Genomic DNA, 25,594 nt, shown 5'->3' with positions numbered 1-25,594 from the left:
GGGCAGATCTTCTTTATAGCTCGACCTTGGGAAGCTTAGGACAATAGTATGCAGATCGCCCCGCGCTCTAGCCTTTTGAAGGGCTATGTGCTTTCGGTATGGTCGTGAACCTACAATTGACCTTTGCTTACAAATGACCAGTTTCCAATTTATTAACCACGTTGGCTCATGGTGATTTGGTAATGGCCGTGACCAAGCCGTCAGCAGAGCTGCCAGAATTCAGTATGCCACCTTTGAACGAGGTGGTGCTGGGCATCCAGTTCCAGCCTCCCAAGAACTACCAACAAATTTTCGCGTACGAAGTTTGGCAGCTATTTCGTGCCGGCTTTCCCACAGTCCAGGAGCAGCCTCCTTTAGCGCCTGTTTTCGAGACGTTCGGACTGCCCCAAGTCCAACAAATACCCTTCAGCTTTGTGACGGGTGCAGCTCATGACCGCTTCTGGTTTTTAGAAGAGACTGGTGCACAACTTCTTCAATTCCAGCCGGATAGACTGCTTCATAACTGGCGGAAGGTAGGTACGGGTACAAATGAATACCCGAGGTTTGAAGCTATTATTGTTCAGTTTGAGCGCGAAATATCTTTGTTGCAGGAGTACTTTCGCAGCCGTGGCAATGAGCGATTGATGATCAATCAGTGCGAGATTTCGTATATAAATCACATCCCCATTGGGGCACTCACTACAACATTCTATCCGCAAGACTGGTTCTCATTCCTAACGCCGGATCATCCTGCAGTCGATGAATTGAACTACGCGATTCGCACAATACTCAAGGATGAAGAAGGGCGAGCTTTTGGCCGTCTTCATCGCGAATCTGCTATTTCTGCTGATGCAGCTGGAAGGAAGATTTTGACGTTGAATCTTACTGTGAGAGGGAAGCCTCCCTCAGATACAGATGCCGCAGCTCTCGAATTTATCAAGAGAGGTCGCTATATGATTGCTGAGGAATTTATCCGGATAACTACGACCGCAGCCCACGAGAAATGGGGGCGCACGAAATGAGCCCGATCACAGCAAATTCGGCGTTTTCTGGCGCTGGCGCCTCGTTTGTGGCGCTGCAGCCGAGTCGAATTATTGTTGAAGAAGCAACTTCGGCTTGGATAAACCCTGTTAAGCGCAGGCTGCAAGAGCTTACGCTTCTTCCCAAGGGGTGGGACGGATATCGTGGCAATCCTGTCTTATTCGACAACGCGCACTTCGCTCTCCTTATGCTGAAGAGGATCTGTCCAGAAACAACTCCTGCACCTCAGATCGTGCCTGGTCCAGACGGTGACTTGCAAGTCGAATGGCACACCGCAAACCGTTCGCTTGAATTGCATGTAAAGGCTCCCAACGAAGTGGTTGCTTGGTTCTCTAGCCCGGACCAGCCCCACGGAATTGAACTTGAGCTAACGAATGATTTTTTGCCGGTGCTTGATTGGGTAAACCAAGTGTTGGGAGAAGTAACAGGTGTTGACGCCGCCGCCGCGTAAGGACGACGGTAGCGTGATCCCACACGATCATCCGGAAATCCTCGCTGAGGATGACCTCATTCGGCGCATTTCCGCGCAGTTTGTAGTAGAGATCGAAGGAAATCGCCGTCTTTCTTCAATGGCCTTCCAGCCCTCAAGTGAACCTGGGGGAGGGATGTCAGTCGACATTAAAAAATCCATTGAACAAGCAGGTTTTGAGCCGGATGCTTTCGTCACCTCGGCGGAATGGCCTTCCTCGGTCACATTCAAGGCAGATGCAGCCCGAGCGTTGGGTTTTCTGGTTGGCTGTGATCCTCTTCCCGAGAATCCGCATCACGGTGAAGTATGGGGAAACTTCACCACGGGCAGACGCAAGCAACTTCAACGTGCCTGCACTTGGTTTGTGCCTATGCAGGGTGTTCTAGTGGGTTAACTGAGTGTCCGCCCCCAAATCCCTGTTCCTCAACGCGAAATTAACGACGTCCCGGCTAAGACACCCGGTGGGGCCCTGTCGGCTTCCAGTCAAGGTGAGCGTTTGGGCGCATGAGCCAATCGTCGATCGAGCGATTGAGAGAGTATCTCGGGCAGCTTCCGCCGAAGGCGCAGGCGTTGCTGATGCGCGAGTTCGAGCGTGCGATCGAGCGCGGCGAGGACGTGACCGTCGCGAATTTCGTGCTCGAGCAGTTGCGCATGATCGTCCGCTCTTCGAGCGAGGACATGACCCCGCGCACCGATGACCCGATGCGGCGGGTGTTCCGTCCGATCGAGCCGTTTCTGGTCGAGAATGTTGCCCATATCCGGCCCGGCCAGATCAGGCGGTCGTCGCTGGCCCCGATCTGGATGTGGCTCGGCCGCGAGGGCAGCCCCGACGCCGTTCAAGCCTTCGAGGCCGCGCTGGCGCAGGGCTCGACACCGGACATCAACGCGGCGGTCCGCACCATGCAGATGGCCGCCTCCGACGCCATCGCAAATGTGACGGGCGCACTCTCCAGCGGAGAGCGCCAGCGTACGCTTGGCCGTCTCGGCGCGCCGAGCGTGGTCGAGGATATTGCGCCGATCGGCGCTGTCCTCAATGCCAGCGATGTGCTCGACAAGCTCAGCGCCAAACTGCCCGGGCAGATCCGGGTGTTCGCGGACTCTCACGTCGCCTCGGCGATGGCTGCGCTGAACCAGCCCGCGCTGCAAACCCCGCAAGTTCTGCCGTTCGCCGTCTCGCTGGTGATGCAGCGGCTGGCCGCGCCATGGCAGATCGTCCGCCTCGGGATCATGGTCGCGGCCTCCGACGACGAAATCCGGGTGGCCAGCACGCCGTTCGGCGCCACCGTGACGATGGCGATCCATGATCTGTCGCGCGTCGCCTCGGAACTGCGCAACGACATCAAGCGCGGCCAGTTCGCGGATACCTCCAATCATCTCAAGACGCTGCATGACGGCGTTCGCGGCCTGCGGACCGAACTCGACATCCGCTCAGATTCGGCGTGGGGCAGGCAGCTCGCGGCGATCCGCGCCGAAATATCCAATTCGCTGCAATCGGAAATCGACGGCGTGCCCGGCCGCGTGCGCCGGCTGTTGCGGCAGGGGCCTGACAAGGACGTGACCGCGGCGAACCGGATCGATCCGGTGGACGTCGAGGAGACCGCGGCGCTGATCGACTTCGTCGCGGTGTGCCGCAACTACGCCAGCGAACTCGCGATCAACGAGGTGTCGCTGCGCGCCCATACCGAGCTGCAGCATTATGTCGAGAAGGCCACCGAGACGCTGGTGGAATCGCTGCGCACCCACGACCAGAAGGTTCGCGCCTTCCGCATGATGCAGATGAAGGTCGCGATCCGCTTCTGCGAGGTGATGTATGGCCCCGATTACGCCTCGCTCATGAGCAAGGCCGCCGAGATGGCGCGGCCGGTCGAGCGCAAGGCGGCCGAGACCGCAAAGCCCGCCAAGCAGCCGCGCGCCGGTTGATCCAGCGCAAGGCCGCCCGGCTGCCTTCACCGGACAGCGGCAGGCATGCCAAAATCGGCGCGAATGATCCAAAGCAGACATTAGAGCGCACGATTTGTCCGGCTCGAGCTTCCTGCACTTCCATGGCCTTACCAAGCTGGTACATTGAATGGCGATTTCGGCGAAACACCATGCTCGATGCAGATTTCCGTCTGAAGAAACGGGGTAACGCCAATGCCAATTTTCCTGGACCGACACGATCTCTCGGGCCTGACAGCTTCCGATATCGCTGAGGCCCATCGAAAAGACCTGGAAGTGCAAGATCAGTACGGAGTTCGTTTCCTGACGTATTGGTTTGATGAAACGCGCGGTACGGGCTTCTGTCTCATCGACGCACCGGATATCCAAACTGCGATGCGGGTTCATGACGAAGCTCACGGCGAAGTGGCGAAGGACGTGATCGAAGTGGACCTCTCAGCTGTCCAGGCGTTTCTGGGGAGAGTGTCTGATCCGGAACCGAGCGGCGAGGAAAACAAGGCCATAATCGACTCGGCCTTGAGGGCCATTATGTTCACCGACATCGTCGGCTCTACCAGCATGACTGAGCGTCTTGGGGACGTCCGATCTGTGGAGATGGTTCGGGCGCATGACGCGCTGGTTCGCCGCGCGTTGAAGGACAAGGGTGGGCATGTGGTCAAGCACACTGGCGACGGGATCATGGCATCCTTCGCCGACGCGGCAGCCTCCGTGCAATGCGCCCGCGCCATCCAGCAAGCGTTCGAAGCCTTCAACCTCGCAAGCAAGGAGAAGCTTCAAGTGCGGATTGGTATTGACGTCGGAGAACCGATTGCGGACAGCAACGACCTTTTTGGTGCGACCGTTCAGTTAGCTGCTCGTTTGTGTCAGTTGGCCGAGCCCGATGCCATTCTTGTATCAAGTGCCATCCAGGATCGCATCCAGGATCGCTTGCATGTCACGAACATTGGTCCCTGCCATCTCAAGGGCTTCCAGCAGCCTGTTGATGTATACGGAATCGAATGGCGATAACTGTCGCGGCGCGAGCAAGGCAGCCGAGACGGCGCGGCCGGTCGAGCGCGAGGCGGCCGAGCCCGCAAAGCCCGCCAAGCAGCCGCGCGCCGGTTGATCCAGCGCAAGGCCGCCCCAAGGCCAAGCGGCTTTAATCCCACCACACATCAGTTCCTGCGGAAAAGGCCGAGCTTTGGCTCCAAAACGCATTGAATCCGTGACGGAAATGTCAATTGCGCGCGTTCGCCAGCCATGGTGTAAACCGGCCACTTGTAACGGTTCTAGTTTCGCCGGGAACTCCGTGGAATGACGCTCTGGTTCGTATTAGCGCTGATGACTGCCGCTGCGGTATTTACCGTGCTGTGGCCGCTCGGCCGTGGCAACGCCTCGGCGCGCGAGGGCAGCGAAACGGTGGTCTACAAGGACCAGCTCGCGGAGGTTCAGCGCGATGTGGCCGCGGGCATGATCGGTGCGAACGAGGCGGAAGCCGCGCGCGTCGAAATCAGCCGCCGGCTGCTCGCAGCGTCGGACGCCGAGGCGGGTGCATCGTCGCCGTCGAGCCTCTGGTTTCGCCGCGCCGTCGCCCTGATCGCGCTTGCCGGTCTGCCGCTGGTCGCGGTCGGGCTCTACGCGACATTCGGCTCGCCATCGCTGGGCGATTTTCCGCTTGCAGAGCGCAGCCGCGCGGCGGTCGCGACCGCGTCGATGGACAAGCTGGTGTCGCAGGTCGAGACTCATCTTGAGAAAAACCCGACCGACGGCCGGGGCTGGGAAGTGCTGGCACCCGTATTGGCGCGGATCGGCCGCTACGACGACGCGGCGCGCGCCTGGCGCAATGCCATCACCTACAACGGCGAGAGCGCGCCGCGCCGCGCCGATCTCGGCGAGGCCATCGCAGCGTCGAGCGGGGGCGTGGTGACTGCCGCAGCCAAGGCCGAATTCGACCGGGCCATCGCGCTCGATCCCAATGAGGTGAAGGCGCGCTATTTCATGGGAATCGCCGCTCAGCAGGACGGCCGCAAGGATGACGCCGTGAACATCTGGCGCGGCATGCTGGCGTCGGCGCCCGCCGATGCGCCATGGCGCCCGCTGGTGCAGGAGGCGCTGGTGCGCGCCGGCGTCGTCGCGCCCAAGTTGTCCGATGAGACCATCGCGGCCACGAAAGATATGACCGAGGGCGACCGCAACACGATGATCCGCGGCATGGTGGATCGCCTCGCGACGCGGCTGAAGGACAACGGCAACGATGTCGAAGGGTGGTTGCGGCTGGTGCGTGCCTATATGGTGCTCGGCGAACGCGACAAGGCGCAGGCTGCGCTCGCCGATGCGCGTCAGGCCGTCGGCGGCGACGCGGCGCGGCTGCAACTGCTGAACGACGGTCTCAAAAGTCTTGGACTGGATGGGTAACGAGCATGACGCCGAAAAGTGTGAAGCGGTTTTCGGATAACGTCATGCTCACAAAGGAAAAAGCATGACACGCAAGCAGCGGCGATTGACGTTGATCGGAGGCTCGCTCGCAGTGCTGGCGATCGCGGCTGCGCTCGTGCTCAATGCGCTCCGCGACTCCATCCTGTTCTTCTCGACGCCGACGATGGCCACTGAAAAGCAGATCCAGCCGGGCCAGCGGTTCCGTCTCGGCGGCATGGTGCGCGAGGGATCGCTGGTGCGCGGCGAACAGCTTAAAGTGAAATTCGAGGTCACGGACGGAAATGCAATCCTGCCGGTGACTTACCAAGGTATCCTTCCAGATCTGTTCCGCGAGGGGCAGGGCATCATTTCCGAGGGCGCGCTCGACGCGCAAGGCGTGTTCAAGGCCGACACGGTTCTCGCCAAGCACGACGAAAACTACATGCCCAAGGCCGTCGCCGAGGAACTCAAGAAGACTGGCCACTGGAAGGACGACTACGACAAGAAGCCGCAAAAAGCCCCAGGCGTGCAGGGCAGTGTTTCGGAAGGAATTCGGAAGTGATCGCCGAGGCGGGACATTACGCGCTGGTGCTGGCGCTGGTTCTGGCGCTGGTCCAGTCGGTGGTTCCGGTGGTCGGTGCGCACCTGCGCGACCCGGCGCTGATGAATGTCGCGCGATCCACCGCGCTGACGCAGTTCGCGTTCACCGCTGCGTCGTTCGCGGCGCTGACCTATTTGCATGTGACGTCGGATTTCTCGGTCGCGAACGTCTTCGAGAATTCCCATTCGCTGAAGCCGCTGATCTACAAGTACACGGGCGTGTGGGGGAACCACGAAGGCTCGATGCTGCTGTGGGTCCTGATCCTCGCGCTGTTCGGCGCGCTGGTGGCGGCGTTCGGCAATAATCTGCCGCGCTCTCTGCGCGCCCATGTGCTGGCGGTGCAGGGCTGGATCGGGGCGGCGTTCTATCTCTTCATCCTCGCCACATCGAACCCGTTCGCGCGGATTGCCAATCCGCCGATGGAGGGCCGCGATCTCAATCCGATCCTTCAGGATATCGGCCTCGCGATCCATCCGCCGATGCTCTATCTCGGCTATGTCGGTTTCTCGATCTCGTTTTCGTTCGCCGTTGCCGCGCTGATCGAAGGCCGCATCGATGCGGCGTGGGCGCGGTGGGTTCGGCCATGGACGCTGACGGCGTGGATATTCCTGACGCTCGGCATCGCGATGGGCTCGTACTGGGCCTATTACGAACTCGGCTGGGGCGGCTGGTGGTTCTGGGACCCGGTGGAGAATGCCTCGCTGATGCCGTGGCTCGCGGGCACCGCGCTGCTGCATTCCGCCGTGGTGATGGAAAAGCGCGACGCGCTCAAGGTCTGGACCGTTCTGCTCGCGATCCTGACGTTCTCGCTGTCGCTGCTCGGCACATTCCTGGTGCGCTCGGGCGTGCTGACCTCGGTGCATACCTTCGCCAGCGATCCCTCGCGCGGCGTGTTCATTCTGATGATCCTGTGCCTGTTCATCGGCGGCAGCCTCGGCCTCTATGCGTGGCGGGCGACGACGCTGAAGCAGGGCGGATTGTTCGCGCCGATCTCGCGCGAGGGCGCTCTGGTGCTCAACAACCTGCTGCTGACGACAGCCTGCGCGACCGTCTTCGTCGGCACGCTGTATCCGCTGGCGCTTGAAGTTCTGACCGGCGACAAGATTTCGGTCGGCGCGCCGTTCTTTAATCTGACGTTTGCACCGTTGTTCCTGCCGCTGATGATTGCTGTTCCGTTCGGGCCGCTGCTGGCGTGGAAGCGCGGGGACATCGTCGGCGCGTCGCAGCGCCTCACCGCGGCGGGCATCGTTGCGCTGGTAGCCATGGCTGTGCTGTGGGCCTGGACCCGCGGCGGCGGCGCGTTCGCACCGCTGATGATCGGCATCGCGGTGTTCGTCGTGCTCGGCGCACTCACCGACATCGTGGAGCGCACCCAACTGTTCCGCGCACCGCTGACCACCTCGCTGCATCGTGCGCGCGGTTTGCCGCGGTCGACCTGGGGCTCGGCGTTTGCCCATGCCGGACTTGGCATCGCGCTGATCGGGATCGTCTGCGAGACGACGTGGAACAGCGAGAGCATCGCGTCGATGCGGCCGAAGGACATTGTCACCGTCGGTGGCTATCAGGTGAGGCTCGATGATGTGACGCAACAGCAGGGCCCGAATTACCGCGAGGCGATTTCGCATTTCACCGTGATGCTGGACGGCAGGACCATCGGCATCCTGTCGCCGTCGAAGCGCAACTTCGCGACGCGCGACATGTCGACCACGGAAGCCGCTCTGCTGACGCGGGGCGCGAGCCAGATCTACATTTCTCTCGGCGATGCCCATGCCGATGGATCGGTCGCGGTGCGCATCTATCATAAGCCGATGGTGCTGCTGATCTGGTTCGGGCCGGTGCTGATGGCGTTCGGCGGCTTGCTGTCGCTCACCGACCGGCGGCTGCGCGTCGGAGCACCGAAGCCGGCCAAGGCCGGCAAGAAGACTGGCGCGTTGCAGGCGGCGGAGTAGTCGCGATGAAACGCGTCCTGCCGGCTCTGTTCGCGATCATGCTGATGCTGATGCCGTCCGCGCTTTACGCTGTGCAGCCCGACGAGATCATGGCCGATCCCGCGCAGGAGGCGCGGGCGCGCAACCTGTCGCGCGAACTGCGCTGCATGGTTTGCCAGAACCAATCTATCGACGACTCGGATGCGCCGCTGGCGCGCGATCTGCGCCTGCTGGTGCGTGAGCGGATCGCGGCGGGCAGCACCGACCAGCAGGTGATGGACTTCCTCGTCGCGCGTTACGGCGAGTTCGTTCTGCTCAAGCCGCGCGTCCAAAGCCGCACTCTGTTGCTGTGGCTGGTTCCCCCGCTGGTTCTGCTCGGAGGCGGGCTGGTGCTGTGGTTCGGCAATCGCCGCCGCAATCGTGCGGCTGCAAGCGAGGAGGGTGCGTCATTCCAACTCACCCCCGAGGAAGAGGCGCGGCTGGAGAAGCTGATCGCCGCTCAGGAATCGCCTGAAAAGCACCGCTGAACAGCTGTTTTTGGGCGGTTCCGGGATGACGTTCCGCGTGACCTTGGAAGTCCGCTCGCGCCCTGATTTTATTACAAAACATTAATTCCCCCGTCAGAGCGCGGTAAGGCCGCGTGCCCCATCTTCCAGAGCACAGGTGCACACATGCACCGCGAGATTCTCATCCGTTTCGCCGTTCTCCTGGAGATAATTCATGACAGACCGCCCCACCGATCTTTCCAAGCTCCCGTCCTACACCGCTCCACGCCGTTCCATTTTCTCCGCGCGCAAGTTCGCGCTGATGGCGTCGGTGGTCGCGGGTCTGGGTGTTGCCGCCTATGGCCTCAGCCCCTCGAATAACTTCGATGTGCTCACCACGACCGCGCATGCGCAGGTCAACAAGGAAGTCCGTCAGGTTCAGCAGCCGGTCGGCTTTGCCGACATCGTCGAGCGCGTGAAGCCGTCGGTGATTTCGGTGCGCGTCAAGATCGCAGAGAAGCCGGCGACCACCGGTGAGGTGAGCCCGGAAGATAATCCGTTCCCGCCGAACTCGCCGATGGAGCGCTTCTTCCGCCGCTTCGGTGGTCCGGATGGTTCTCCGGGCGGACGTGGTCCGCGTGGCCGTGGCGGCCAGACCGGGCAGGGCTCCGGCTTCTTCATCTCGGCTGACGGTTTTGCCGTGACCAACAACCACGTGGTCGATGGCGCCGACAAGGTCGAAGTCACGACCGATGACGGCAAGGTCCACACCGCGAAGGTGATCGGCACCGATCCGCGCACCGACCTCGCCTTGATCAAGGTCGATGGCGTCAGCAATCTTCCTTACGCCAAGCTTTCCGACGGTCAGCCGCGCATCGGCGACTGGGTGCTTGCGGTCGGCAATCCGTTCGGCCTCGGCGGCACCGTCACCGCCGGCATCGTTTCGGCACGCGGTCGCGACATCGGCAACGGACCTTATGACGATTTCATCCAGATCGACGCGCCGGTGAACAAGGGCAACTCCGGTGGCCCGACCTTCAACACCGAAGGCGACGTGATGGGCGTCAACACCGCGATCTATTCGCCGTCGGGCGGCAGCGTCGGCATTGCCTTCGCGATCCCGGCGTCGACCGTGAAAAGCGTCGTCGAGCAGCTGAAGGACAAGGGTACGGTCAGCCGCGGCTGGATCGGTGTCCAGATTCAGCAGGTGACGCCTGAGATCGCTGACAGCCTCGGCCTGAAGAAAACCGAAGGCGCGCTGGTCGCCGAACCTCAGGCCAATGGCCCTGCCGCCAAGGCCGGCATCGAATCCGGTGACGTCATCACCCGGGTCAACGATCAGCCGGTGAAGGATGCGCGCGAACTCGCCCGCACCATCGGCGGCATGGCCCCCGGTCAGACCGTCAAGCTGGTCGTGGTCCACAAGGGCCAGGACAAGATCCTCAACATGACGCTCGGCGAGTTGCCGAACGCCAAGGCTGCGAAGGCCGACACGAACCAGAAAGATGGTGGCAAGGGTCGCGGCAACGTGACGGTGCCGAACCTCGGCCTGACGCTGGCTCCGGCCAACAGCGTTGCCGGCGCGGGCAAGGACGGCGTGGTCGTGACCGACGTCGATCCGAACAGCCCGTCGGCAGAGCGCGGTTTCAAGGAAGGCGACGTCATCCTCGAAGTCGCCGGCAAGCTGGTGACCAACCCCGCCGAAGTTCGCGACGCGATCAACACCGCGCGCGCCGAGAACAAGAACAGCGTTCTGGTTCGCGTGAAGTCCGGAGACTCGTCGCGCTTCATCGCGATGCCGGTCGCCAAAGGCTAAACATCCGCGCAAGCGGGTGAGGAATGGGGAGTTGTCGCCGGCATAGTAGCCCCCGCCGACGGCTCCTTCCCGGGGGGCGGGCCAAAAGCCCGTCCCTTAAATCCAGGCGTGATGCTGCTTTTTGCATCATGCAGAGATGCTTTCGATGGAAAACGCCCCCCTCCGTCGAAAGCGGCGCGATCGCACTCCAGTCGGTCGTGCAATGCGGGCGGTGAGGTCCCCCAGCTTCGCCGCCCGTTTTCTTGCTCGTACGCGGACCACTAGGGGCTGGCGGTCGCAGGCACGTCATTCGCTGCCTTGCATGAGGACGATCATCGCGCCATGGTGACACAAAGTTCCGCTGCTCAAATCCAGACCGAATCACAGATGCGACTGCTCATCGTTGAAGACGACCGCGAGTCGGCCGACTATCTCGTGAAGGCGTTTCGCGAGGTCGGTCATGTTGCCGACCACGCAAGCGACGGCGAGGAGGGTCTCGCGCTCGCCGAGTCCGGCGAGTACGACGTGCTCGTGATCGATCGCATGCTGCCCAAGCGCGACGGGCTGTCGATCATCGGCACCCTGCGCGGCAAGGGCAACCATACGCCTGCGTTGATCCTGTCTGCGCTCGGCCAGGTCGATGACCGCATCAAGGGACTGCGTGCGGGCGGCGACGACTATTTGCCGAAGCCTTATTCATTCGCGGAATTGCTGGCGCGCGTCGAGGTGTTGTCGCGCCGTCACGGCGGGCCGTCCGAGGAGACGACGTACCGCGTCGGCGATCTCGAACTCGACCGGCTGTCGCATCGCGTGACGCGCGGCGCAACCGAGATCACGTTGCAGCCACGCGAATTCCGGCTGCTGGAATATTTGATGAAACATGCGGGGCAGGTCGTGACCCGCACCATGCTGCTCGAAAACGTATGGGACTATCATTTCGATCCGCAGACCAACGTGATCGACGTGCACATCTCGCGGCTGCGCTCCAAGATCGACAAGGGGCAGGACAAGCCACTGCTGCACACCATTCGTGGTGCAGGATATATGGTTCGTGACGGCATTCGGTAAACTGATACGAACGACAGCGTTCCGGCTGACGCTGGTCTATCTGCTGCTGTTTGCGCTGTTCGCCGCGTCGCTGCTGGGCTACTTCGCCTGGAACACGCGGCGCATGATCACCGAGCAGATCACCGACACCGTCAATTCCGAACTGAGCGAGTTGACCGAGCAATATACGCGGGGCGGTCTGCGCGGACTTGTCACCGCGGTCGAGGGCCGCGCGCTGCGTCCGGGCGCGAATTTGTACCTCGTGACCACGCCGCAGGGGCAGGGCGTCGCCGGCAACGTGTCCTCGCTCGAGCCCGGCGTGATGGACCATCCCGGCTGGGCCGAGACCTTCTACAAACGGCTCGAAGAAACCGACACCAAGAGCCATTACGCGCTGGTGAAGGTGTCGCAGCTTTCCGGCGGTTTCCGGATTCTGGTCGGCCGCGACCTTGAGGAGCGGCGGCGGTTGTTCGCCATCGTCGCCAAGGCCGCGCAATGGTCGGTCCTGATCGTGGTCGTGCTCGGCCTCGGTGGCGGCGTGTTCGTGGCGCGGCGCGTGCTGCGCCGGATCGACGCCATGACCGGCACCACGCAGCGGATCATGGCGGGCGATCTCTCCGAGCGATTGCCGGTGGGGCGGAGCGGCGACGAGATCGACCGGCTCGCGGAAAATCTCAACGCCATGCTGGAGCGCATCGAGGCGCTGATGGTCGGCCTCAAGGAGGTCTCCGATAACATTGCCCACGATCTGAAGACGCCGCTGACGCGGCTTCGCAACCGCGCCGAGGAGGCGCTGGCGAAGGCGAGCAATGAGGGCGAGTATCGCGCGGCGCTCGAGCGTACCATCGACGAGTCCGACGGCCTGATCCGGACCTTCAACGCGCTGCTGATGATCGCGCGCGCCGAATCCGGTCAGGCCCGCGACAACATGATCGACTTCGATGCCGCCGAAGTGGCCCACGGCATCCATGAACTTTATGAACCGCTCGCCGAGGACAAGGGCCTGACCCTTGAAGTGGCGGCCGACGCCGCGACCATTCACGGCAACCGCGAACTGATCAGTCAGGCGTTGGCCAATCTGGTCGAGAACGCCATCAAATATGGCCAGCCCGCAGGGAACGACCCTGCTGCATCCGGTGCCGCCGCGAAAACTCCCGATATTCTGATCGAGGCGCACCGGGAAGGGGAAAATGTTCTTCTCAGTGTCACAGACCACGGGCCCGGCATCCCGGAGGCCGACCGGCAGCGCGCGGTCGAACGGTTTGTCCGGCTGGAGGCCAGCCGCACCCAGCCCGGATCGGGGCTCGGTTTGAGTCTGGCATCGGCTGTCGCGACGTTGCATGGTGGCGACCTGCGACTCGCGGACAGCCAGCCGGGGCTGCGCGTGACGCTTGTGATCCCGAGCCGGGGCGTGGAACAGAAGACAGTATGAGTTCACCTGAGATGGGCGGTGCGGACCGACCCACCCTGGCGGCCCGTTTCGTGGCCGGACCGAAACTGTTCGCGCCTGACGATGCCGAACGGCGGCTCGCGGACTGGCTGGGCGATATCTCGCCCGAGGCCGCGACCGCGCTCAAGGCCATATCCGGCTCGTTCCCGCAGGCGAAAGCGATCCTAGAAGGGATCGCGGAAGCATCGCCCTATCTGTTCGACCTGATGCGCGCGGATGCCGGCCGCGTCGTGCGCCTGCTGCAGTCCAATCCCGATGACCATCTCGCGGCGCTGATCGTCAAGGCGGTGGCCGATGTCGCCGCCGCACCGACCGATGCCGAGGTCATGACGGCACTGCGCCGGATGAAATCCGAAGCCGCACTGCTGATCGCGCTGTGCGACATCGGCGGCGTCTGGCCGGTGATGCGGGTGACCCGGGCGCTGACCGACATCGCCGTAACCTCCGTTCAATGCGCCATTCGCTTCCTGCTCAAGCAGGAAGCCGCGCGCGGTCGGCTGCTGCCGCCCGACGCAGAACATCCCGAAATCGGCAGTGGCCTCGTGGTGCTGGCGATGGGCAAGATGGGCGCGGGCGAACTGAATTACTCCAGCGACATCGACCTGATCGTGTTCTACGAGCTGGAGGCGCCGACGCTGGCCGAAAGCATCGAGCCGTCGCCTTTCTTCGTCAAGGTCGCGCAAGGGCTGTCGCGGCTGCTGCAGTCGCGCACCGCTGATGGATACGTGTTCCGTGTCGATCTCCGGCTGCGGCCAGATCCCGCATCGACGCCGGTGGCGATCTCCATCGCGGCAGCGCTGCACTATTACGAGCGCGAGGGCCGTACCTGGGAACGCGCGGCGATGATCAAGGCGCTGCCCTGCGCGGGCGACCTGAAGGCCGGCGATGCGCTGCTGGGGGAGATCGCGCCGTTCGTCTGGCGCAAGCATCTGGATTTCGCGGCACTCGCCGATGTCCACGACATGAAGCGGCAGATGCAGACGTTCCGTGGCCAGAACGAGATTTCCGTCGAAGGCCATAACGTCAAGGTCGGCCGCGGCGGCATTCGCGAGATCGAGTTCTTCGCCCAGACCCAGCAACTGATTGCGGGAGGGCGGCATCCGGAACTGCGCGTGCGCCCGACGCTGGAGGCGCTCAACATCCTGGCGAGCAGCAACTGGATCACCTTCGAGGCGCGCGACGAACTGACGGCGGCTTACGATTTCCTGCGCCGGGTCGAGCATCGCCTGCAAATGGTCGCCGACGAGCAGACGCATACGCTGCCGACCGAGGCCGAAGCGGTCGAGCGTTTCGCGCGGTTTTTCGGATATGACGACCGCGCTTCGTTCGCCAGGGATCTGCTGGCGCATCTCAACTGCGTGCAGAACCACTACAGCCGGTTGTTCGAGGGCGATCCGGCCGGCGCTGAGAAATTGCCGGACGTGGACTACAGCTCTGGCCCGGACGACAAGCGGCTGCTCGAATATCTCCTCACGCTGGGCTTCAAGAAGCCGAGGATGGTGGCGGAAACCGTCCAGCGCTGGCTGAGCGGCGACTATCGTGTGTTCCGTGTGGATGCGACGCGGCAGGCCTTCAACGAATTCGTGCCTGACCTGATGCGCGGACTGTCGCGCGCCGAGGAGCCGGACGATGCCGTGATGGCGTTCGACCGCTTTCTTCAGGCGTTGCAGCGGGGCGGGCGGCTGATTTCGCTGCTGAGCCAGAACAAGGATCTGGTGGCGCTGGTCGCGCTCGTGCTCGGCGCGGCACCGCGCCTGAGCGATATGCTGGCGCGGCAGCCACAGATCATGGACGGCCTGATCGATCCGCGCTTCTTCGGCGCGATGCCGGATCAGGCCGAACTGTCGGCGCGTCTTGCGGCGACCCTGTCCGACGCGAATTCCTACGAGGAGTTTCTGGATCGGCTAAGGCTGTTCGGGCAGGAGAGCCTGTTCCTGATCGGTACGCGCATTCTCTCCGGCACGGTGTCGGCGCAGCACGCGAGCGTTGCGTTCGCCGATGTGGCAGAGGGCATCGCACACACCGTGAATGGTCTGGTGATGGACCAGTTCGCGGAGCAGCACGGGCGGATCAAGGATCAGGAAACCGCCATCGTGGCGATGGGTAAGCTCGGCAGCCGCGAAATGACGGCGTCGTCCGATCTCGACCTGATCCTGATCTATGACTTCGATCACGAAGCGCCGGACTCGGATGGCACGCGGCCGCTGCACGGTTCGCAATATTTCGCGCGGCTGACCCAGCGTCTCATCAGTGCCTTCACGACGCGGACCAACTACGGCGTGCTGTACGAGGTCGATATGCGACTGCGGCCGTCGGGCCGGGCTGGTCCGCTGGCGTCGCGGATCGACTCATTTTCCGAATACCAGGAACACGAAGCCTGGACCTGGGAGCATATGGCGCTGACGCGCGCCCGTGTTATTTCGGCGTCGCCGGCTTTTCAGGCCAAGATCGAGGCAGTTATTCGCGATGTGCTGACGCGCAAACGCGAGACCGGCATCATCGCCAATGACGTTCTGGAAATGCGCCGCGCTATTGCCGAGGAAAAGGGCGAGAGCGACATCTGGGACCTGAAGAATGCCGCCGGCGGCATGGTCGATATCGAGTTCATCGCGCAGTATCTGCAACTGATCCACGCGGCGGACAAGCCGGGCATTCTCGACGTCAGCACGGTGCAGGTGCTGGATAGTGCGGCGCGACTTGGGGTTCTGTCGCAGTCCGATGCCGACATTCTGCGTGCGGCGTCACGGCTCTATCATGATTTGACCCAGATTATCCGGCTCTGCGTGACGGAGAAATTCAAACCGGAAACAGCTGGGGAGGATCTGCTGCGGGTGCTGACACGGGCTGGCGACGCGCCGGATTTCTCGTCGCTTGAGGCGCGCGTGCGAGAGACCCAGAACGACGTGCGCGAGGTTTTCCTGAAGCTGCTTGAAGGGACGTCTCGGCAATAATGCTGGGCGCGGTCTGTTCGCCGTGTCCGCACGGCAGCATCACGCAGACGATGGTGCCGACGCCAAGCCTTGAGCGTAGTTTCATCGATCCGCCATGCAGGTTGGCGAGCGACTTGGCGATAGCAAGTCCGAGGCCCGAGCCATGATAACTCTTGGTCAGCTGGCTTTCGACCTGTTCGAACGGCCGCCCGAGTTTCGCCAGCGACTGCGGGGCAATGCCGATGCCGCTGTCCGCGATGGTCAGCATGATCGATCCGTTGCGCATCCGGCTGCGCACCGTGACCTTACCGCCGTCGGGCGTGAACTTTACTGCATTCGACAGCAGGTTCACCGCGATCTGCTTCATGGCGCGGCGATCCGCGACGATCGGGATCGCACCGCGGATATCCGCAGTCACCGTCAGGTTCTTGTTCTCGGCGCGGCCTGAGACGACGCGCAGGGATTCGGTGAGGGTTTGCGCGAGGTCGAGCGGCTCGTAATCGAGCTTCATGCGCCCGGCTTCGATCTTCGACATGTCGAGAATGTCGTTGATGACATCCAGCAGGTAATTTCCGCTGGTCATGATGTCGTGGCAGTACTCCTGATACTTCTCGGAGCCGAGCGCCCCGAACATCCCGCTGCCCATCACTTCCGAGAAGCCGATGATGGCGTTCAGCGGGGTGCGCAGTTCGTGGCTCATGTTGGCGAGGAATTTCGACTTGGTCTGATTGGCTTCCTCGGCGCGGTTTTTCTCATCGGCGTACTTTTGCGCGAGTTCGGCAAGCAGTTGCGCCTGACGTTCCAGTTCGGCCTGCGAGCGTTTGAGGTCGATCACGTTTGCGGTGAGCCGCATGTCGTTTTCGATCAGCTTCTGCTCATGCAGCTTGATCTGGGTGATGTCGGTGCCGACCGAAACGTAGCCGCCATCCTTGGTGCGACGTTCGCTGATGTTGAGCCAGCTGCCATCTTCCAGCTGGGCTTCGAAGGTGCGCGCACCAGGCGCCAGTGAATTCGGCAGCCGGGTGCGGATTTCCGGCATGCTGCCGACTTCGATAACGGTCTCATAGGAGGTGCCTTGCTTGACGGCGGAGTCGGGGAGCTTGTGCAGGCGTTTGAAGTGCGAGTTGCAGAGCACCAGCCGGTTGTCGGCGTCCCACAGCACGAAGGCTTCCGGGATGGTCTCGATGGCGTCGCGCAGCCGCAGGTCGGCTTCGACGGTTCGCTCGGCGAGGCTCTTCTGTTCGGTGATGTCCACCGCGATCCCGATCAGGTGGCTGCCGCCGCCGTTCTGGCCCTGGCTGAGTTCGCAGCGGACCCGCAGCCAGATCCAGTGCCCGTTGGCATGGCGCATCCGGAATGTCTGGTCGATATGATCGAGGTTGCCGGAGACGAGCTGGTCGGCGATGTGGAACAGGTCGATGTCGTCGGACTTCACCAGCGCATTGACTTCGCCGAACGTCAGCAGGTCGCTGCGGCTTTCCAGCCCGAGCAGTTCGAACATCGATTGCGACCAGAAAATCCGGCCGCGCGACAGGTCCCAATCCCACAGGCCGCAACGGCCGCGGTTGAGCGCGGTATCGATTCGCGAGCGAACCGCGTCGTTGATGAGATCGCCTTCGCGGGCGCGGGTTGACTGCCAGTGAAAAGCGAAGCCGAGGATCAGCACCACGAAGCCGGTGGTCGCTGAGAGCGTGATCTGCAGCGCGGCGTCGGATCGCCAGGGCGATTCAACCTGCTCTTGAACCACGATCACCTGGCCGGGGAGCGATTTCACGGTGCGCTGGGTGGCGAGGGCGCGGGGGCCGCCCGGTAGTTCGACCTCTATCACAGTGGTCTGCCCAAGAGCGCTGAGTTTGGATGTGGCGCTGAGCACGTCGAGGATACGTCCTGCGTTCTCGGCGGGATCGTCGATGGGGATGCGCGCGATGATGCGCTGTTCGGGGCTGGTCACGATGATATGGCGGCCGGCGGCGGTGCCCCATGAGGGGACCAAGCCGGGCAACAGGCTCTGAAGCCGCTCGGCCGACGCCGCGCGATCCTGACGAACAGGGCCCGCGCGGTCGAGACGTTCCGCCAGCAGGTCGGCCAGCGCTGAGAGGTCACGCTTGATGGACGCGCGCTTTTGCCGGGTCTGGTCGATGACCTGGACGAATGCACCGATGCAGATGGTGATGAGGAAGGCGATGATCAGGGTGGGAACGGCGCGTCGCAACGCAGGCTCCGCAATCAGCAGCCGGTGATATGCCGGCTTCGCGATCGACTGTGCCAATCCCTTGATAGAATCGGATTGGACACACGTTGTCGCTGCGTGCGAACGCGCCATTCCTTGCCCCTCGAATTTTCTTGTCTGCACCCCGTTCGGGAGGTTTTCCCCAACCCTCCGAATCGAATGTGATTTGAATCCACTTTTCCCACGCTGTCGAGAGTCAACGAATCGTTAATGCGAAATAAATGTTGTCCCAAGGAAATTCAGACTCGTTTTTGCGTGTGACGCTGAGTCCGAAACGAGAACGGCGCGCGTGATCGAGACAGAAATTCAGTATCGAGGAATTTCTGTCGTCATCCTGAGATGCGAGCCGCTCTTGCGGCGAGCCTCGAAGGATGACTCTCCGATTTTGTCGCCGTCGCCCTTCGAGGCCTTCGCTTCGCTCGGCACCTCAGGGTGACGGCAAGGTACGACTCGCTAGCGCGCGGGCTCGGCGTGGCTGATGACGCGCTTCACGGACGGAAACGCGCGGCGCAGGGCGCGCTCGATCTCGTCGACCTTCTCGTGAACCGCGATCACGCTCATCGACGGCACCGCGCGGCAGTGGAAATTGACGATTTCGCCGGCGTCGGTGTCGCGCACCCGCACATTGTGCACGTCGTGAATCGCCCCGCTCTCGGCCGCGAAGCGCGACAGGGCCTGCTGGATGGTCTCGACGCGGCTGATGGCGGCGTCGGTGCCGTGCGGCAGCTCGGGCTCGAGCGGCTCGATGTGGGTATCGACCTCGACGTCGGCGCCGAATTCATCGCGGATGGCATGTTCGAGCCCGTGCGCGATGTCGTGGGCCTCGTTTAGCGGCATGTCGCCGTCGACCTCGAGGTCGATGCTGACGGTCAGCTTCCCGCCGAGGTCATGCACGGTGACATGATGGATCGCCAGACCCGAGTTGCGGGCGATCACCATGATTCGCTCGCGCACGCTTTCGTTGTCGCGCGCCACCGGCACGGCGGTAAAGGTCAGATCGGCGTCGTAAAGCGCGCCGGTCACGGCGTCCTGCGCCTTGCGCTTGATGCTATCGATGCGGTCGATGGGGTAGGTACGGGGCACCTGCACGGTCGCATCGACGAAGTGCCGGGCGCCGACCATGCGCACCCGCAGCCGCTCCACATCAACGACGCCGGGAATGGCGCGGATGGCCGCTTCGGCCTTCTCGGAGGCGCCTTCGGGCGCGCGATCCAGCAGCGTCTCGATGGTCGTTTTTCCCAGCCGCAATCCCAGAATTGAAATCAGCACTGCCACCGCGATCGCCGCACCGGCATCGCCCCAGGCATAGCCGAATGCCGCAAGGCCGAGGCCGATGATGACGGCGAACGAGCCCAGCACATCCGAGGCAAAATGCAGCGCGTCGGCTTCCAGCGCCTGGCTCTTGGTTTCCATCGCCGTGCGATGGAGCGCCCGCGCACGCCAGAAGTTCACCACGATGTCCACCACCAGAACAACGAACGGCAAAGCGGTTAGTGTTGGCGGTGCCGCGCCTTCGCGCAGGCGACTGTAGGATTCGACCACGATGCCGCCGGCCAGGATATAGAGCAGGGCGATCACGCCAAGCGCCGAGAGGCTTTCGAGCTTGCCATGGCCGTAATGATGCTCGGCGTCGGCGGGCTTGTCAGACACCCGCACCACGATCCATGTCACGACGGTGGCAATCAGATCGACCGACGAGTGCAGCGCTTCGGAGATCAGCGCGATACTGCCGATGGCGACGCCCACGGCGAATTTGACCGCAGCCATGCTGGCGCTGGCGGCAATCGAAATGACAGCGACCCGTTGCTTGACTGCGCTCATCGGCTCCTCAATGCGCGGGTCTTGTCACGGCCGTGCAGTGAACGTCAATGCGGGAGTTCGCGATTCAAAATGCGTATCATTCGCAGGAGCGACAGTACGTCAGAGCTTGAGGACAATCTTGCCGAAATGCCTGTTCGCCGACATGTAGTCCACAGCCTGCGCGATGTCGCCGAACGCGAACACGCGGTCGATCGGCAGCTTCAGCTTGCCGGATTCCACCGCAGGCCAGATGTCCTGTTTGACCTTCGCGAAGATGTCGCGGATTTCCTCGATCGAACGGGTGCGGAAGGTCACGCCGATGTAGTAGATGCGGCGCGCGGCATGCAGATCGAAATCGAAATCGCCGTGGCTGCCGCCGAGCCGCCCGACGTTGACGATGCGGCCGAGCACTTTCGTTGCCGCAAGGTTCTGATTGGCGAGCTTGCCGGAGACCTGATCGATGATGACATCGACGCCTGCGCCGCCGGTGGCCTTCAGGACCTGATCGACCCACGCCGGATCATTCGAGTCGATCGCCATGTCCGCACCGTGGGCGGTGAGTTGCGCGCGGCGCGCGGCATCCGTGGACGATCCGATCACCAGCTTCGCGCCCTTGAGCTTCGCGATCTGCTGCGCCATCAATCCGACGCCTGAACTCGCGCCTTGCACCAGAACAGCCTGGCCCGGCTGGAGCGCGCCGTTGGTGACCACGGCATTGTGCATCGTGGACAAGGCGATCGGCAGCGTGGCCGCCTGCTCGAAACTCATGGACGCCGGAATAGGGAAGAGGCGGCCGTGATCGGTCACCGCATATTCCGCGTAGCCGCCGGGGCCGGAGCCCATCACCCGGTCGCCGGGCTTGAGGCCGCTTGCATCGGGGCCGAGTTCGACAATCTCTCCCGCCCACTCCATGCCCAGCACGGTGCCGACGCCGCCGGCCGCGCCGTGAACATGCCCCTTGATCATGCCAAGGTCCGCGCGGTTCATGCCGCAGGCGTGGACTTTCACCAGAACCTGCGTACCTTTCGGCGAGGGCTTCGGCACATCGTTGATCGCGGCGCCGTTCGCGCCGTAAACATAAGCCTTCATCGGATTGCTCTCTGAGTTACGCGCGCTGAGGATGGTCTTCAGGGTATAGCAGTACTTTCGCGGTCGCGTAAAACCAGCATCCCCGGCACTTGTCGAGACAGCGCCTATGGCCGACGCGGCGAAATAGCCGACAATGACCCGCATTTTGGTAAGGCGGCGCTCACCGAATTCTGTCACAGCTTCGTTATCGGATTCGCGGCACCTGCCTGCGGATAGCATCCTTGCGCGGAGAGACGATGATCCTGCGGATGGCCTGTCTGGTGGTCATGTTGCTCTCGGTCCTGCCGTTCGCGCAGGCGGAGGAGACGACATCGGCGATTCCGCAGCGCGAACTCGTGGTCGGCGTGAAGGATGCGCCGCCATTCGCGGTGAAGGGCGCCGATGGCGCGTGGTCGGGCCTCAGCGTCGAGCTCTGGCGTCAGGTCGCGAAGGCTGAGAATCTGAAGTATCGCTTCGTCGAAACGAAGGACATGCCGGAGTTGATCCGGGAAACGGCTGCCGGAAATCTCGACATCGCGATCGGCGCGATCACGGTCACCGTCGACCGCGAGAAGATTCTCGATTTCACGCAGGCTTATTATTCGACCGGTACGGGCATCGCCGTTCCGGTCGTGAGCGTCATGAACTGGGGCACGCTGCGCCGGGCGATGACCTCGTTCAATTTTCTGCAGGCGATCGTTGCGCTGATCGGGCTGACGCTGGGCGCCGGCATTCTCGTTTGGTTGCTCGAGCGGCGGCAGAACGAGTATTTCGGCGGAGGCGTCACCAAGGGCATCAGCTCCAGCGTATGGTGGTCGACATTGGCGATGACGCAGAGATCGTCGGCGGAGAAGGGGCCGCAAACCATTCTCGGCCGGTTCGTCGCGACCATCTGGCTGGTGGTGTCGGTGATCACGATTGCGGTGTTTACGGCCGGCGTCACATCGGTGCTGACCACATCGCAAATTCAGGGGACAATTACCGGTATCTCCGATCTGGCATCCGTTCGCGTCGGCACCGTCAAGGGAACGTCGTCGGAGGGCGATCTCCTCAGGCGCAAGCTTAAGTTTCAGCCCTATGAAACCGCCCGCGATGGTCTGAAGGCGCTGCGTGCGGGACGCCTCGACGCCTTCGTCTATGACAAACCGCTGCTGGCGTGGGCCATCCGTCAGGGTTATGCGTCGCGGCTCAAGGTGCTGGATATTTCCATCGAAGCGCAGAATTACGCGTTCGCCGTGCCGCCCGATAGCCCGCTGCGCAAGATGCTGTCGATTGCCATCCTCGATACGATCCAGAAAGAGGAATGGACCGAGGCGCGCATCCGCTACCTCGGCGAGGATTCGCTGAGTTCGCCCTGAGCGCGCATGCGAGGGTGAATCCTCACGTGATCGTGTAGCCGTTCGATACTGCTATCGCGCACGCATATGCCGCATGCAGCGCCGCCAGTGCAGGCCGAAGCCTATTCCGGCTACATACGCACATCACGCCACGTGCGAGCTGCTTGCAGGACACTTCGCGGAATGGACGCAATTTCAGCGAAGCTGGCTCCGGTGACGGATGGCCTTCCGCCCGAGCGAAGGCGATGGGCCGTTCTTGCGATCTTCACCGCTCTGGCGATGGCTGCGCTCGATACCGCGATCGCCAACATCGCGCTTCCGGCGATTGCGGCCGATCTCAGTACGACGCCCGCCGACGTCATCTGGGTTGTCAACGTCTATCAGATCGCCATGGTGGCGACATTGCTGCCGCTGGCGGCGCTCGGCGAAATCGTCGGCCATCAACGCATCTACTTTGGCGGATTGCTGCTGTTCACGCTGGCTTCACTGGCCTGCGCGCTGGCATGGTCGTTGCCGTCGTTGCTGGTTGCGCGCGTGCTGCAAGGATTGGGCGCGGCTGGTGTGATGAGCGTCAACACGGCGCTGGTCCGGTTTGTTTATCCCTCAAGGCTTCACGGACGCGGCTTCGGCAACAACGCGCTGGTGGTGGCGACGGCATTCACGATCGGTCCGGCGCTCGCATCCGGCATTCTGGCAGTGGCGTCGTGGCCGTGGCTGTTTGCGATCAATATTCCATTCGGTGTCGCCGCGATGCTGATCGGCATGAAAACACTGCCGCAGACACCGCGCGCCGCCCACACCTTCGACTTTCCCGGTGCGTTGCTGACATCGATAAGCCTCTGTCTTTTCATCGTGGGGATCGGCAGTGCCGCGCACGGGGCGTCCGCTGCCGTTGTCGCCGTCGAGCTTGTGGGCGCTGTCATCTTCGGCGCGTTGCTGATCCGCAGGCAGGCGGGCCATCCGGCCCCGATGCTGCCGGTCGATCTGTTTCGCAGGCCGATGTTCTCCCTTTCTGTCGCCACCGCGGTTTGTTCGTTCGCAGTGCAGGGCCTCGCTTTCGTCTCGCTCCCGTTCTACTTCGAGGATGTGTTGCACCGGACCCCCGTTGAGACCGGCTTCTTCATGACGCCGTGGTCGGTGGTGGTCGGCATCATGGCGCCGATCGCGGGGCGGCTGTCGGATCGTCATTCCGCCGGGATGCTTGGCGGATTGGGGCTGCTGATGCTCGGTATCGGCATGGCGCTGCTGGCGATGCTGCCGCCGTCACCAAGCGTTTTCGATATTGTCTGGCGCATGGCGATTTGCGGCTGCGGCTTCGGCTTCTTCCAGTCTCCGAACATGAAGGCCATCATGAGCAGCGCACCGGACGGGCGCAGCGGCGGGGCGAGCGGTATCGTCGCCACCGCGCGGTTGATCGGGCAGACGACGGGCGCGGCGCTGGCTGCGTTATGTTTTGCGCTCGCGGGTAGCGAGGGCGCGACGCTGGCACTGGCGCTGGGGGCGGGGTTCGGAGCGCTCGGCTGTGTCATGAGCTTCCTGCGCCTGACTGTGCGTTGACGCTCCGGATTTTCCGGCCTACCGATTGTTAAAAGAAACAGTCTAGTGTCCTGAATCCGAAGTTCGCCTTATTTTGCAGCGCGCTCCATAGCGAACTTCGGATTCAACAGGACACTAGAAATGATAATTTTAGTGTGGTTTTGGTTCGCAAGTCCGCAAAAGAACGCGCTGTAGGAATGATGCGGACTTGCGACCACCACACTAAGGGAGATGTCAGTGACCGATGAACAGCCGGTGCTTCTGAAGGTCGATGGGCCGATCACCCGCATCGTTTTCAACCGTCCCAAAGTCCTGAACGCGCTCAACGTGGCCGCCGCGGAGGCATTTCTCGCGGCCTGCAAAAGCGTCGCTGCGGATTCCGGAAATCGCGTCGTCATCATCGCAGGCGAGGGCCGCGCCTTCATGGCGGGCGGCGATGTCTCCACGTTTCAGGGACCGGCGGAAGAAGTTCGCAAGCGCGTGCCGACGATCATGGAGCCGCTGCACGAAGGCCTCGAAATTCTGGCGGGGCTGCCGCAGCCGGTGATCGCGAGCCTGCACGGGCCTGTGGCCGGGGCGGGCATGAGCATTGCGCTTTCCACGGATCTCGCCATTGCTGCCGATACCGCGATTTTCACGCTGGCCTATTCGAAGCTCGGCACCAGCCCGGACGGATCGTCGTCGTGGTCGCTGCCGCGGCTCGTCGGCCTGCGCAAGGCGATGGAAATTGCGCTGCTGTCGGACGTCTATGATGCGCCGGAAGCGCTCCGGCTCGGTCTGGTCAATCGCGTGGTGCCGGCGGCCGATCTGGCGAGCGAGACCGAAAAGCTCGCGCGCCGTCTCGCCGACGGGCCGACTTTCGCGCTTGGAAAAGCCAAGGCGCTGCTGCGGGGTTCGCTGGACAATTCAATGCACGATCAGATGGAGGCCGAGGCGGTGGCGTTCGGTGCGTGCATCGGGACTGCGGACTTCGCGGAAGGTGTCGGCGCGTTTCTCGCCAAGCGGCAGCCGACCTTCAAAGGCAAGTGAAGATACCATCCGCAACCGGAATTTTGGACAAGCAAACATTTGGGAGAGTGATTCATGAAAGCGAGACTGAGCCCGCACAAGGTTGCGCCCGACATCATGAAGGCGCTCGGCGCGCTTGAAGCTGCCGTTATGGCCAGCGGGCTGGAGAAATCGCTGATCGAACTGGTCAAGACACGCGCCTCGCAGATCAACGGCTGCGCGTTCTGTATCCACATGCATACCCGGGATGCCCGCGCGCTGGGCGAAACCGAGGAACGGCTCTATGTGCTGAGCACCTGGCGTGAATCGCCGCTCTACACCGATCGCGAACGTGCGGCGCTGGCCTGGACCGAATCCGTGACATTGGTGTCGCAGACCAATGTTCCCGACGACGTGTACGAGCAGCTTCGCGGCAGTTTCTCGGACGAGGAAATCGTCAAGCTGACTATGCTGGTGGCCACCATCAATGCCTGGAACAGGATCGCGATCAGCTTCAGGTTCATCCATCCGGTGAAGGCGGCGGCTGTCGCCTGACCGTCATGCCCGCCGGAGATGCCG

The 25,594-nt window shown here is 62.6% G+C and carries 19 protein-coding genes and 1 pseudogene; 17 read left to right on the top strand and 3 right to left on the bottom strand.

Annotation, left to right across the window (positions count from 1 at the left end; all coding sequences use genetic code 11):
* The first annotated feature begins 182 nt into the window (after nt 1-182).
* The 13 genes and pseudogenes from HNQ36_RS02370 to HNQ36_RS02310 all read left to right on the top strand — a co-directional run.
* Nucleotides 183-1,001, top strand: coding sequence for a TIGR04255 family protein (locus HNQ36_RS02370; protein ID WP_184082340.1), 819 nt, complete (start codon nt 183-185; stop codon nt 999-1,001).
* Nucleotides 998-1,471: a hypothetical protein gene (locus HNQ36_RS02365; protein ID WP_184082339.1), complete on the top strand. Its 474-nt coding sequence runs from the start codon at nt 998-1,000 to the stop codon at nt 1,469-1,471. The genes HNQ36_RS02370 and HNQ36_RS02365 overlap by 4 nt, the downstream gene beginning before the upstream one ends.
* Nucleotides 1,449-1,883 carry a hypothetical protein gene (locus HNQ36_RS02360; protein ID WP_184082338.1) on the top strand — a complete coding sequence of 145 codons (435 nt, stop codon included), beginning with the start codon at nt 1,449-1,451 and terminating at the stop codon, nt 1,881-1,883. Before HNQ36_RS02365 ends, HNQ36_RS02360 begins: the two co-directional genes overlap by 23 nt.
* Before the next feature lie 110 nt (nt 1,884-1,993).
* A complete protein-coding gene (locus tag HNQ36_RS02355; RefSeq protein WP_184082337.1) occupies nt 1,994-3,409 on the top strand; it encodes a hypothetical protein in 1,416 nt (471 codons plus the stop codon).
* A gap of 213 nt (nt 3,410-3,622) precedes the next feature.
* A complete protein-coding gene (locus HNQ36_RS02350; RefSeq protein WP_184082336.1) occupies nt 3,623-4,435 on the top strand; it encodes a nickel-binding protein in 813 nt (270 codons plus the stop codon).
* A gap of 285 nt (nt 4,436-4,720) precedes the next feature.
* Nucleotides 4,721-5,821, top strand: a complete 1,101-nt coding sequence (gene ccmI / locus HNQ36_RS02345) for a c-type cytochrome biogenesis protein CcmI (protein WP_184082335.1) — start codon at nt 4,721-4,723, stop codon at nt 5,819-5,821.
* Nucleotides 5,822-5,885: 64 nt separating this feature from the next.
* On the top strand, nt 5,886-6,383 hold the full coding sequence (ccmE, locus tag HNQ36_RS02340) for a cytochrome c maturation protein CcmE (RefSeq protein ID WP_184082334.1): 498 nt from the start codon (nt 5,886-5,888) through the stop codon (nt 6,381-6,383).
* The gene (locus tag HNQ36_RS02335; RefSeq protein WP_184082333.1) at nt 6,380-8,371 is read left to right on the top strand and encodes a heme lyase CcmF/NrfE family subunit; all 1,992 of its coding nucleotides are present in this window, start codon (nt 6,380-6,382) and stop codon (nt 8,369-8,371) included. The genes ccmE and HNQ36_RS02335 overlap by 4 nt, the downstream gene beginning before the upstream one ends.
* A gap of 5 nt (nt 8,372-8,376) precedes the next feature.
* Complete coding sequence (locus HNQ36_RS02330) at nt 8,377-8,877, top strand: cytochrome c-type biogenesis protein (protein ID WP_184082332.1); 501 nt, start codon at nt 8,377-8,379, stop codon at nt 8,875-8,877.
* A 193-nt stretch (nt 8,878-9,070) separates the two neighbouring features.
* Nucleotides 9,071-10,651, top strand: a complete 1,581-nt coding sequence (locus tag HNQ36_RS02325) for a Do family serine endopeptidase (RefSeq protein WP_184082331.1) — start codon at nt 9,071-9,073, stop codon at nt 10,649-10,651.
* A gap of 321 nt (nt 10,652-10,972) precedes the next feature.
* Nucleotides 10,973-11,698, top strand: coding sequence for a response regulator transcription factor (locus HNQ36_RS02320; RefSeq protein ID WP_184082330.1), 726 nt, complete (start codon nt 10,973-10,975; stop codon nt 11,696-11,698).
* Complete coding sequence (locus tag HNQ36_RS02315; RefSeq protein WP_184082329.1) at nt 11,682-13,109, top strand: ATP-binding protein; 1,428 nt, start codon at nt 11,682-11,684, stop codon at nt 13,107-13,109. The genes HNQ36_RS02320 and HNQ36_RS02315 overlap by 17 nt, the downstream gene beginning before the upstream one ends.
* Nucleotides 13,106-16,003, top strand: a pseudogene (locus tag HNQ36_RS02310) (bifunctional [glutamine synthetase] adenylyltransferase/[glutamine synthetase]-adenylyl-L-tyrosine phosphorylase); the annotation flags it as partial. The gene HNQ36_RS02315 and the pseudogene HNQ36_RS02310, both read left to right, overlap by 4 nt.
* Here the strand turns inward: HNQ36_RS02310 and HNQ36_RS02305 are convergent.
* The 3 genes from HNQ36_RS02305 to HNQ36_RS02295 all read right to left on the bottom strand — a co-directional run bounded on the left by HNQ36_RS02305 (nt 15,924) and on the right by HNQ36_RS02295 (nt 21,176).
* Nucleotides 15,924-18,380: a sensor histidine kinase gene (locus HNQ36_RS02305; protein ID WP_246395210.1), complete on the bottom strand. Its 2,457-nt coding sequence runs from the start codon at nt 18,378-18,380 to the stop codon at nt 15,924-15,926. The pseudogene HNQ36_RS02310 and the gene HNQ36_RS02305 sit on opposite strands and share 80 nt — an antisense overlap.
* Nucleotides 18,381-18,740: 360 nt before the next feature.
* The gene (locus tag HNQ36_RS02300) at nt 18,741-20,108 is read right to left on the bottom strand and encodes a cation diffusion facilitator family transporter (RefSeq protein WP_184082328.1); all 1,368 of its coding nucleotides are present in this window, start codon (nt 20,106-20,108) and stop codon (nt 18,741-18,743) included.
* Nucleotides 20,109-20,207: 99 nt separating this feature from the next.
* Nucleotides 20,208-21,176, bottom strand: coding sequence for a zinc-binding dehydrogenase (locus HNQ36_RS02295; RefSeq protein ID WP_184082327.1), 969 nt, complete (start codon nt 21,174-21,176; stop codon nt 20,208-20,210).
* 236 nt (nt 21,177-21,412) lie between these two features.
* Here HNQ36_RS02295 and HNQ36_RS02290 point away from each other — a divergent pair, with 236 nt between their 5' ends.
* The 4 genes from HNQ36_RS02290 to HNQ36_RS02275 all read left to right on the top strand — a co-directional run bounded on the left by HNQ36_RS02290 (nt 21,413) and on the right by HNQ36_RS02275 (nt 25,570).
* A complete protein-coding gene (locus HNQ36_RS02290) occupies nt 21,413-22,513 on the top strand; it encodes a substrate-binding periplasmic protein (RefSeq protein ID WP_184082326.1) in 1,101 nt (366 codons plus the stop codon).
* A 162-nt stretch (nt 22,514-22,675) separates the two neighbouring features.
* Nucleotides 22,676-24,049, top strand: a complete 1,374-nt coding sequence (locus HNQ36_RS02285; protein ID WP_184082325.1) for an MFS transporter — start codon at nt 22,676-22,678, stop codon at nt 24,047-24,049.
* A 210-nt stretch (nt 24,050-24,259) separates the two neighbouring features.
* Nucleotides 24,260-25,057 (top strand): enoyl-CoA hydratase/isomerase family protein, encoded by a 798-nt coding sequence (locus HNQ36_RS02280; RefSeq protein WP_184082324.1) that lies wholly within the window; start codon nt 24,260-24,262, stop codon nt 25,055-25,057.
* 54 nt (nt 25,058-25,111) lie between these two features.
* Complete coding sequence (locus HNQ36_RS02275) at nt 25,112-25,570, top strand: carboxymuconolactone decarboxylase family protein (RefSeq protein ID WP_184082323.1); 459 nt, start codon at nt 25,112-25,114, stop codon at nt 25,568-25,570.
* Nucleotides 25,571-25,594 lie beyond the last annotated feature (24 nt).

The organism is Afipia massiliensis (assembly GCF_014203115.1).
GTDB lineage: Bacteria > Pseudomonadota > Alphaproteobacteria > Rhizobiales > Xanthobacteraceae > Afipia > Afipia massiliensis.
Note: the sequence above shows the minus strand (reverse complement) of the source record. Positions and strands in the feature narration are given on the sequence as shown.

Excerpts from the sequence above, each read along its gene's own strand:
- HNQ36_RS02370 (WP_184082340.1), top strand. The coding sequence starts at position 183 with ATGGCCGTGACCAAGCCGTCAGCAGAGCTGCCAGAATTCAGTATGCCA.
- HNQ36_RS02365 (WP_184082339.1), top strand. The coding sequence starts at position 998 with ATGAGCCCGATCACAGCAAATTCGGCGTTTTCTGGCGCTGGCGCCTCG.
- HNQ36_RS02355 (WP_184082337.1), top strand. The coding sequence starts at position 1,994 with ATGAGCCAATCGTCGATCGAGCGATTGAGAGAGTATCTCGGGCAGCTT.
- HNQ36_RS02350 (WP_184082336.1), top strand. The coding sequence starts at position 3,623 with ATGCCAATTTTCCTGGACCGACACGATCTCTCGGGCCTGACAGCTTCC.
- ccmI (WP_184082335.1), top strand. The coding sequence starts at position 4,721 with ATGACGCTCTGGTTCGTATTAGCGCTGATGACTGCCGCTGCGGTATTT.
- ccmE (WP_184082334.1), top strand. The coding sequence starts at position 5,886 with ATGACACGCAAGCAGCGGCGATTGACGTTGATCGGAGGCTCGCTCGCA.
- HNQ36_RS02330 (WP_184082332.1), top strand. The coding sequence starts at position 8,377 with ATGAAACGCGTCCTGCCGGCTCTGTTCGCGATCATGCTGATGCTGATG.
- HNQ36_RS02325 (WP_184082331.1), top strand. The coding sequence starts at position 9,071 with ATGACAGACCGCCCCACCGATCTTTCCAAGCTCCCGTCCTACACCGCT.
- HNQ36_RS02320 (WP_184082330.1), top strand. The coding sequence starts at position 10,973 with ATGGTGACACAAAGTTCCGCTGCTCAAATCCAGACCGAATCACAGATG.
- HNQ36_RS02305 (WP_246395210.1), bottom strand. The coding sequence starts at position 18,380 with ATGGCGCGTTCGCACGCAGCGACAACGTGTGTCCAATCCGATTCTATC.
- HNQ36_RS02300 (WP_184082328.1), bottom strand. The coding sequence starts at position 20,108 with ATGAGCGCAGTCAAGCAACGGGTCGCTGTCATTTCGATTGCCGCCAGC.
- HNQ36_RS02295 (WP_184082327.1), bottom strand. The coding sequence starts at position 21,176 with ATGAAGGCTTATGTTTACGGCGCGAACGGCGCCGCGATCAACGATGTG.
- HNQ36_RS02290 (WP_184082326.1), top strand. The coding sequence starts at position 21,413 with ATGATCCTGCGGATGGCCTGTCTGGTGGTCATGTTGCTCTCGGTCCTG.
- HNQ36_RS02285 (WP_184082325.1), top strand. The coding sequence starts at position 22,676 with ATGGACGCAATTTCAGCGAAGCTGGCTCCGGTGACGGATGGCCTTCCG.
- HNQ36_RS02280 (WP_184082324.1), top strand. The coding sequence starts at position 24,260 with ATGTCAGTGACCGATGAACAGCCGGTGCTTCTGAAGGTCGATGGGCCG.
- HNQ36_RS02275 (WP_184082323.1), top strand. The coding sequence starts at position 25,112 with ATGAAAGCGAGACTGAGCCCGCACAAGGTTGCGCCCGACATCATGAAG.